This window comes from Hydrogenivirga sp. (assembly GCF_056450045.1).
Map to the genome: position 1 here is coordinate 1 of NZ_JBWONM010000004.1, position 9,101 is coordinate 9,101.

The following is a 9,101-nucleotide window of genomic DNA, read 5'->3' on the forward strand; positions in this document are numbered from 1 at the left end:
CTACTCAGCAGGCTCGCCGGTGTGGATGTTTACGGCTGGCAGGGCTTCTACATACCTTACTTCTATGCGATGAGCGACCAGATGGGAGCAAATGTCTCGGGTTTTATATACATCTACAGGCACGAACAGAGTCTAAAGAGAGCCTTCCTTCGGTACATAAAGAGTCCCGTAATGCTTACGAGCCTTATAGTAATACTAATTGTTCCCTTGGGACTCCTGACAGCAAGGCTTCTGGGCTTTTCCCCCACAACGAACCTCTTTGTAGCTCTTGAGACTATAGCGGCAAACCTCTGCTGGCTTCCACCCCTCATTGGGATGATAGAAGAGAGGCTAAGGAGGTAAAATCTAAGGTGTGGTATCAGAAGCCTTCAGTATAGAGATAAATCCCTTCTTAGCCTTTCTCTGGAGCCTTTTTGCGGGTCTCGTCTTCTCAACGGTTGGGGCTGCGGGAGGAATACTTGCGGGCGTTGGGCACATATCCATCTTCGGCATACCCTACGCCAACAGCGTGAAGCTCATGAATCAGATACTCATTCTGACCTCAACCCTCGTCTCCGTTCCCTCCTACTGGAGGCAGAGACGGGTTATCCTGCTTCTGGGCTTCCTCTTGGGTGTGGGGAGCATCGCGGGGGCTTTCATAGGCTCAACCCTCTCTTACAGGTTCCTGCCGGACATAAAGAGCTACAAGCCCCTCTTTGGCATCTTCACACTGATGGTAGCCCTGAAAATATTCTACGACCTATTCCACAGGAAGAAGAGGGAAAGGGTGAAGGAGATAGAGGAGAGCATAAAGGGCATGACGGGTTCAGACCTCAGAACAAGGGAGTTCTCCCTTAAAGGGATAAAGCTTGAGTTTGGAGGCAGGATTTACAGCTTCAATCCGCTCACGCCCGTGCTTGCAGGCTTCGCCGTCGCTGTAGTCTCCTCAGCCCTCGGTGTTGGAGGAGGTTTCCTGCTCGTTCCCTTCATGGTATCAGCTATGGGGATACCTATGTTCCTCGTACCCGGCACGAGCGCCCTATCAATCCTGATAACCATGCTAGTGAGCGTGGGCAACTACCTGAATCTGGGAGCAAAGATAGACCCTGCACTGCTCGGCATAGAGGTCCTCGGGGTATTCATAGGCTCCCTCTTAGGACCCCATCTATCAAGGTACCTGAGGGAGAAAAAGCTGCGCCTTGTGCTGGGGGTGCTGCTCCTCTACATTGGTCTCGGGTACACCTTCGGAGGTATCGTAAAGAAGCTCTTTGGCATAAGGGTGGTATAAAATAGAAGCTAAGGAGGTGAAGGTCATGCCAGTATTTGTGATGCTGACAACACTGACCGATGAGGGAGCGAAGACACTCAAGAACAAGCCTGCAAGGATAAGGGAAGTTGACAGGGAGGTTATGGACAAGTTCGGCGTCAAGATACTTGCCCAGTATGCGGTTATGGGACCCTACGACTTCGTAAATATCCTTGAGGCACCGGACAACGACACCGTTGTAAAGATGGCTATAGAGCTCAGCTCAAGGGGAACGATAAGGACACTCACCATGCCCGCCTTAGACATTGACCAGCTTATAAAGGACCTTGAAGAGCTCACCAAATAAGAGCTGAGCTTCTGTTTCCCCGTTTGCTCTTGCGCAAGGTAGGCTAAGATGTTATCGTTAATTATGTAAATTCCATGCGCAGGAGCTAAGGTGGACGGCAAAACTATCCTGATAGTTGATGACACCGTTGAAAACCTTGATATACTCGCGGACCTTCTGAGTGAATACGACGTAATAGAGGCAACGAGCGGTCAGGAAGCCTTAGATATTCTCAAAGAGGAGAAGGTGGACCTTATACTCCTTGACGTTATGATGCCGGAAATGGACGGCTTTGAGGTTTGCAGGAGGATAAAAGAAAACCCTCAAACAAAGGACATCCCAATAATCTTTATAACAGCCATAACGGATGAGGAGAGCATAGAGAAGGCTTATGAGCTGGGTGGGAGCGATTACATAACCAAGCCCTTCAAACAGAAAGAGCTCTTGGCTAAGGTCAGAAGGGAGTTCAGGCTTCAGGAACTCCAGAGGGAGCTAAGGCTCATGGCAACGACCGACCCACTGACAAAGCTCTACAACCGAAGGTACTTTATGGACATATCAAGACACTTCATACTTACAGCCCGCAGGGAAGGTCAGCCACTGTCACTTCTTATACTTGACATAGACAGGTTCAAGGCCATAAACGACACCTACGGACACGATGCAGGGGACAGGGCTCTCATAGAGCTTGCGAAGATATTAAAGAAGAATCAGAGAAAGAGCGATATAAATTGCAGATGGGGAGGAGAAGAGTTCGTAGTCCTTCTCCCCAATACATCGGTGGAAGGAGCGATGACGGTCGCGGAAAAGATAAGAAAGGATGTAGAGGAGTCTCCCGTAGAGCTACCTGAAGGCAAGAGTCTGAATATGACGGTGAGCGTTGGCGTCTCAGGAATAGACATTGAAAGGGAAGAGAGCGTTGAGCCCGCAATCAAGAGGGCGGATGAAGCCCTTTATGAGGCAAAGGAAAGGGGCAGAAATTGCGTAGTGGTAAGAGAGCTCTGAGATTTCCCCTACTCTTCAAGGTGCTCCTTATAGTAGTGAGCATAATTCTTCTTTACACAGTTTTCCTTTCGCTGTTCATAACTTCAAAGGTAGATAGCATCGTTGAAGAGTTAGAGGAAGACAACGCCAAAGAGGTTCTGAGCAGGGCTGTAACCCTCGTAGAGAGAGTAAACAAGGATCTGGAAACCTACAAAAAGATAATCATTCAGAAGCATAAAGACGAGCTAAAAGATCTAACCGATACCGTCTGGTCAATGATAGAGATAAAGTACAAGCAGTCTTATCCTGAAAACATAGGGGCGGTGCTAAAGGAAAGAACCGATGAGATGAAGAAGATACTGACGGAAATGTATAACAAGTATAAAGAGAAGCTACCTGAGGAAGAGATAAAGAGAAGGATGATAGAGTTCGTTAAAAACTACCGCTACGGGAACGGTGTGGGTTACTTCTGGATAAACGATTTTGAGCCAAGGATGGTCATGCACCCCATAATTCCCTCTTTGGACGGTAAGTATCTCGGAAACTACAAGGACCCCAACGGGGTCTATCTCTTCAACGAGATGGTAAAGATATGCAAAGAGAAGGGAGAGGGGATAGTCCGTTATCAGTGGCTCAACCCTAAAACCAAGAAGGTAGAGGACAAGATAAGCTACGTTTTCACCTTCAAACCCTTCAACTGGATAATAGGGACGGGCGAGTACTACAGCGTCCTGAACGAAAGGCTCAAAAAAGAAGTGATAGATATGGTCAGCAAGATAAGGTACGCAGGAAACAACTACTTCTTCATAAGCGACTACAACAGCGGTCTCATAGCTCACCCCTACCTCAAGGGAAAGGACTTTTCAAAGGTCAAAGACGTAAAGGGAAATCTCATAGTTCCCAACCTTGTTAGAATCGCACGCCACAAGGGAGAGGGGTTTTACACTTACTGGTGGAAGAAGAATACCAACGACGATACACCCTATCCGAAGCTCACCTTCGTTAAAGACTTCCCAAACTGGAAGATGGTGGTCGGGACGGGAGTTTACCTTGACGACGTTGCAAGGGAGGTGGAGAGAAGAAAGAAGGAGCTTATGCTGGAGCTAAGAAGCCTGGTAGAGAACACGAGGATAGGAAAGAGCGGGTACCTGTATATCTTTGATGGAAAGGGAAACATGCTTATACATCCCAACAAGAACATAGACGGGACGAACTTCTCAACACTTGAAAATCCGGGCAAGGGCACCTACATATTCAATGACCTCGTCAAAGCTGCAAGGGAAGGCAAACCCCTCTTTTACAAGTGGGACAGACCTGACGACCCGGGGAATTATATATACGACAAGGTATCATGGGTAAAGTACATACCCGATCTTGACTGGTACATCGCTTCATCAATCTACGTTGACGAGCTCAAAGCCACCGCCATGGAAATAAGGAACTTCATATGGTTGACAGCCTTCGGTATGCTCCTTGCCCTTGGCTCCTACAGCTACATAACCATAAGGAGGGTCCTTAACCCCATCTCCACTCTGACGAAGCTGACCCAGAAGGTTGCCGAAGGGGACTACAGCATAAGGAGCGATATAAGGCGAAACGACGAGATAGGGGTCCTTTCCGAGAACTTTAACCTCATGGTAGATACCATTGAAGACCACATAAAGAACTTGGACCAGAAGGTAAAGGAGAAAACCAAGGAGCTTGAAGAGGCTAAAGAAAAGGCTGAGGAAAGTGCGAGGTTCAAATCCCAGTTTCTGGCAAACATGAGCCACGAGATAAGGACTCCAATGAACGCCATAATAGGGATGACCTACCTTCTGCTCCAGACAGAGCTGTCTCCAAAGCAGAGGGACTACCTCACAAAGATCGACATGAGCGCCAAGAATCTCCTCGGGATAATCAACGACATACTTGATATAAGCAAGATTGAAGCGGGCAAGATGGAGATTGAAAGGGTAAAGTTTGACCTCTTTGGGGCCATAGACAACGTCATAAACATAATAGAGTTCAAAGCCCACGAGAAGAACCTTGAGCTGATAGTGGATTACGACCCTTCCTTGCCGAGGTACTTTTACGGAGACAGCCTCAGAATATCCCAGATACTTACGAACCTCATGGGCAATGCGGTAAAGTTCACGGAGGAAGGTGAGATAGAGCTCTCTGTGAAGAGAGCTGGGGAAGGAAGGGTGAGGTTCTGCGTTAGGGACACCGGCATAGGCATGAGCAAGGAAGAACAGAAGAAACTCTTTCAGGCTTTCACTCAGGCTGACGGAAGCACCACGAGGAAGTACGGAGGCACAGGTCTTGGACTCGCCATATCAAAGAGGCTCGTAGAGCTAATGAACGGAAGGATATGGGTTGAGAGCGAACCCGGAAAGGGTAGCAAGTTCTTCTTTGAGATAGAGCTCCCCGAGGCTGAGGAAGAGACCAGCTTTGGTAACTATGAAGGCAAGAGGATCCTCATCGTGGATGACAACAAGCTCTGGCATGAGATACTTGAGAGCAACCTGCGGGTCTTTGGGGTTGAGATTGAACACGCCTACGGCGGAGAGGAAGCCATAGAGATGCTGAAAGATTGTGAAGGAGAATACGACCTCGTCCTGATGGACTGGAACATGCCGGGAATGGACGGCATAGAGACGGCAAAACGTATAAATGAGATAAAGAACGGGCGAAGAAATGCCTGTCCCATGATAATCATGGTCAGCAGTTTCAGGAGATCCGATGTGGAGGAAAGGGCGAAGGAGGTCGGAATAGATGTATTCCTCCAAAAGCCCCTTGACCTGAAGATCCTTGACTCCATACTCAGGGATGTGTTCCTCGGAGGAAAGGTAAGGACACCCCAAAAGCGCGAAGAAAGACCAAAAACTGACATATCGGTTTTGAGGGGTAGCCGCATACTCCTCGTTGAGGACAACCAGACCAATCAGGAGATAATAATCGGACTCTTAGAGGGTAGCGTTATAGAGATAGATACCGCCATGAACGGCAAGGAGGCGGTTGAGAAGTTCAACTCAAACCCAAACAAATACGAGCTTATCCTAATGGACGTGCAGATGCCCGTCATGGATGGCTACGAGGCGACGAGGCTGATAAGGGAGAAAGACAAGGACATACCTATAGTAGCCCTGACCGCCCACGCCATGAGAGAGGACGTTCAAAAGACGAAAGAGGCGGGTATGAACGATCACCTGACCAAGCCCATTGATGTAGATGAACTTTACAGAGTCCTTCTTAAATACATCCGCCCGAAGGAAAGCCCCAAAGAAGCCCCCGAGCAAGAAGAGAGTGATAGCCTTCCGGCCATGGAACACATTGATGTGAAGCTCGGGCTCTCCCGTATGGCAGGAAACAAGAAGCTCTACCTGAAGATCCTGAGGAAGTTCTACGAGAACTACAAAGATGTAAAGCTTGAAGACCTCGGGGAGGAGGAGCTGAAAAGAACAGCCCACACGATAAAGGGTCTCAGCGCCAACATAGGAGCCATGCGCCTGAGCGAAATAGCCAAGGATATAGAACTTACCCTTGACAGGGACCTCTTTGAGGAGTTCTACACTCAGCTCTCAAAGGTAATTTCAGACATACGGAAGCTGACAGGCAATCCGCAGGAAGAGGAAAGCTCTAAGGAAGAACTGAGCGAGGAGAAGAGAGAGGAGCTCTTTGGAAGGCTTGCAGAGGCCGCCCGCAGGAGAAGGGCGAGACAGATAAAGCAGGTGCTGGAAGAGCTAAGAAAATACAGGTTATCTGGGGAGGAGGAGAAGCTAATTGCTGAGGTTGAAAGGCTGATTGAGAAGAGAGACTACAGAGGTATACTCCAGATCATAGATAAGGGCTTCCCAAATAGCTCGGAGTGAGATATCTTATCCTCTATGATTGAGCGTAGAAAGACACGCCAGATAAGTGTAGGCTGGGTTAAGGTCGGGGGTGATGCCCCCGTTGTTGTCCAGTCTATGACATCAACCAAGACCCACGATGTAGAATCAACCCTATCTCAGATAGAGAGACTCCACAGAGCTGGCTGTGAGATAGTGAGGGTTGCGGTTCCCCACAAGGAGGACGTTGAGGTTCTTGAGGAGATAGTTTCCAAAAGCCCCATTCCCATAATAGCGGACATCCACTTCGCCCCCTCTTACGCCTTCCTCTCCATGGAGAAGGGTGTTCACGGGATAAGGATAAACCCTGGCAACATAGGAAAGGAGGAGGTAGTAAGGGATATAGTCCAGGAGGCGAAGATCAAGAACGTGGCTGTTCGCATAGGCGTGAACTCCGGCTCCCTTGAGAAAGACCTCCTTGAGAAGTACGGCTATCCGAGTGCGGAAGCCCTTGCCGAAAGCGCCCTCAGGTGGTCGGAGAAGTTTGAGAGGTGGGGCTTTACGAACTACAAGGTCTCAATAAAGGGTTCTGAAGTCCTTGAGAACGTGAAGGCAAACCTCATCTTCGCCCATCAGAGCGATGTTCCCATCCACATAGGGATAACAGAGGCAGGCATGGGGAACAAGGGGATTATAAAGTCCTCCGTAGGGATAGGTATTCTCCTTTACATGGGCATAGGCGATACCGTCAGGGTATCCCTTACAGAGGACCCCGTAGTTGAGGTAGAAACTGCCTACGAGATACTGAAGTCCCTCGGACTCAGGAGGAAGGGTGTTGATATAGTTGCCTGCCCCACCTGCGGAAGGATTGAGGTTGACCTCCAGAAGGTAGTCAGGGAGGTTGAGGAGAAGTTAAAGGGGGTAGATAGGTCCCTTAAGGTGGCGATAATGGGCTGTGTGGTAAACGCCATAGGAGAGGCGAGGGAGGCGGACATAGGGCTCGCCTGTGGTAGGGGCTTTGCCTGGCTCTTCAAGGAGGGAAAGCCTATAAAGAAGGTCTCCGAGGAGGAGATGGCTCAGGAGCTCTTAAAAGAGATAGAGAAAATGGACTGAAAAGGTTATAAATTATTCCCTATGGCGGAAGAGGAGAAAAAGGAAGACCAGCAAGAGCTATCTCAGGAGGAGCTTGCAAAGCAGTGGGAGGAGGCTTTAGCCCAGCAACAGCCCTCAGGGGAGGAGGAGAAAACCGAGGAGCCTGAAGAGGCAAAGGTAGAGGAGAAGCCTCAAGAACAGACTTCCCAGAAGAAGATAACGGAAAGAGACATAGCGAAGATCCTTGACAGGCTCATGGAGATACCTCTCAAGGTTGAGGTGGTCGTGGGAGAGACCGTCATACAGATAAGGGAGCTCATAAACTTAGGTCCGGGCTCTGTTCTTGAGCTGGACAGGGAAACAACCGAACCAGTTGACATAAAGGTGAACGGCAAGCTCATTGCCAAGGGCGAGCTCGTTGTAGTTGGGGAGAGGTTCGGCGTCAGGATAACGGAGATATACAGCGAGGAAAGGAAGAGTGTGTTCAGAGACACCCTTCAGGAGAGCCTGAAGAAGTAGTTATAATCTTAATTCTTATGAAGGAAAGGGTAGAAAGATCAGTAATAGAGAGCATAAAGGAGCTTTACAGCTTTGAACCCCCTCCCTTCAAGGTAGAGAAGCCAAGGGAAGAGAAGCACGGAGACCTTTCCACCAACGTTGCCTTCCTTATAGCAAAGAAGCTCGGCAGGAAGCCCCAGGATGTAGCGATGGAGCTTGCAAAGCATATGTCCTCCAGCGCAGGACTTGGGGAGGTGGAGGCGGTAGGCGGCTTTGTGAACGTGAAGTTCTCGGAGGAGCTCATAAGGGAGGAGTTTGGAAGGCTTCTCTCGGAGGGAGAGAACTACTACAGGGAAGACCTTGGCAGGGGTAAGAGGGTGCAGATAGAGTTCGTGAGTGCAAATCCAACGGGTCCGCTCCATTTAGGGCATGGAAGGGGTGCGGTTGTTGGAGATACACTTGCAAGGCTCCTTGAGTTCTTCGGCTTTGATGTTACCCGGGAGTACTACATAAACGATGCTGGCAGGCAGGTATATCTGCTCGGTGTGTCCATCTTTTACAGATACCTTCAGCTCTTCGGGAAAGAGAAACCAGATATAGAGAAGCTCTTTGAAAAGGAGGGCTACAAGGGGGAGTACGTTGTAGAGCTTGCCAAGCTCCTCAGGGAGGCTGTGGGTGAGCTCCTCACAGAGGGAAGGGTAAGGGAGGCTAAGGAGAGGATACTTTCCCACGGCTACAGTTTTCCTCTCAACTACCTCTCAAAGCTGAAGGGGGATTCGGAGGTTGAGCTCTGCTCTGCCTTCGGACTTGATGCGATGATGGAGGAGATAAGGAAGGACCTATCCGACATGGGGATAGAGTTTGATGTGTGGCAGAGCGAGAGGAGCCTTTACGAAAGGGGGCTGGTTGATAAGCTCATTGAGGAGCTCAGGAGAAAGGGGCTCGTTTATGAGAGCGAAGGAGCCCTTTGGCTGAAGACCTCAGAGTTCGGAGACGACAAGGACCGCGTTCTCATAAAGTCGGACGGCTCTTACACCTACTTTGCCTCAGACATAGCCTACCACTGGGAGAAGTTTCAGAGGGGCTTTGAAAAGGTGATAGACCTGTGGGGAGCGGACCATCACGGGTACATACCGAGGGTGAA

At 49.4% G+C, this 9,101-nt stretch carries 7 protein-coding genes and 1 pseudogene; all 8 read left to right on the top strand.

Features of this window, described 5'->3' with window-relative positions; genetic code table 11:
• Positions 1–342 (top strand): annotated as a pseudogene (locus AC1HCM_RS00070) (hypothetical protein); the annotation flags it as partial.
• Between the two features lie 10 nt (positions 343–352).
• Positions 353–1,267 (top strand): sulfite exporter TauE/SafE family protein, encoded by a 915-nt coding sequence (locus AC1HCM_RS00075; RefSeq protein WP_479459733.1) that lies wholly within the window; start codon positions 353–355, stop codon positions 1,265–1,267.
• 25 nt (positions 1,268–1,292) lie between these two features.
• On the top strand, positions 1,293–1,592 hold the full coding sequence (locus AC1HCM_RS00080) for a GYD domain-containing protein (RefSeq protein WP_479459734.1): 300 nt from the start codon (positions 1,293–1,295) through the stop codon (positions 1,590–1,592).
• Between the two features lie 90 nt (positions 1,593–1,682).
• Positions 1,683–2,576 carry a diguanylate cyclase gene (locus AC1HCM_RS00085; protein WP_479459735.1) on the top strand — a complete coding sequence of 298 codons (894 nt, stop codon included), beginning with the start codon at positions 1,683–1,685 and terminating at the stop codon, positions 2,574–2,576.
• Positions 2,552–6,409, top strand: coding sequence for a cache domain-containing protein (locus AC1HCM_RS00090; protein WP_479459736.1), 3,858 nt, complete (start codon positions 2,552–2,554; stop codon positions 6,407–6,409). The genes AC1HCM_RS00085 and AC1HCM_RS00090 overlap by 25 nt, the downstream gene beginning before the upstream one ends.
• A gap of 15 nt (positions 6,410–6,424) precedes the next feature.
• Positions 6,425–7,480 (top strand): flavodoxin-dependent (E)-4-hydroxy-3-methylbut-2-enyl-diphosphate synthase, encoded by a 1,056-nt coding sequence (ispG, locus tag AC1HCM_RS00095; RefSeq protein ID WP_479459737.1) that lies wholly within the window; start codon positions 6,425–6,427, stop codon positions 7,478–7,480.
• A 21-nt stretch (positions 7,481–7,501) separates the two neighbouring features.
• Positions 7,502–7,978, top strand: a complete 477-nt coding sequence (fliN, locus tag AC1HCM_RS00100; protein WP_479459738.1) for a flagellar motor switch protein FliN — start codon at positions 7,502–7,504, stop codon at positions 7,976–7,978.
• A gap of 17 nt (positions 7,979–7,995) precedes the next feature.
• Positions 7,996–9,101: arginine--tRNA ligase (gene argS, locus AC1HCM_RS00105; protein ID WP_479459739.1), on the top strand; the 1,106-nt coding region annotated here is incomplete at its 3' end.

Excerpts from the sequence above, each read along its gene's own strand:
- fliN (WP_479459738.1), top strand. The coding sequence starts at position 7,502 with ATGGCGGAAGAGGAGAAAAAGGAAGACCAGCAAGAGCTATCTCAGGAG.
- ispG (WP_479459737.1), top strand. The coding sequence starts at position 6,425 with ATGATTGAGCGTAGAAAGACACGCCAGATAAGTGTAGGCTGGGTTAAG.
- AC1HCM_RS00080 (WP_479459734.1), top strand. The coding sequence starts at position 1,293 with ATGCCAGTATTTGTGATGCTGACAACACTGACCGATGAGGGAGCGAAG.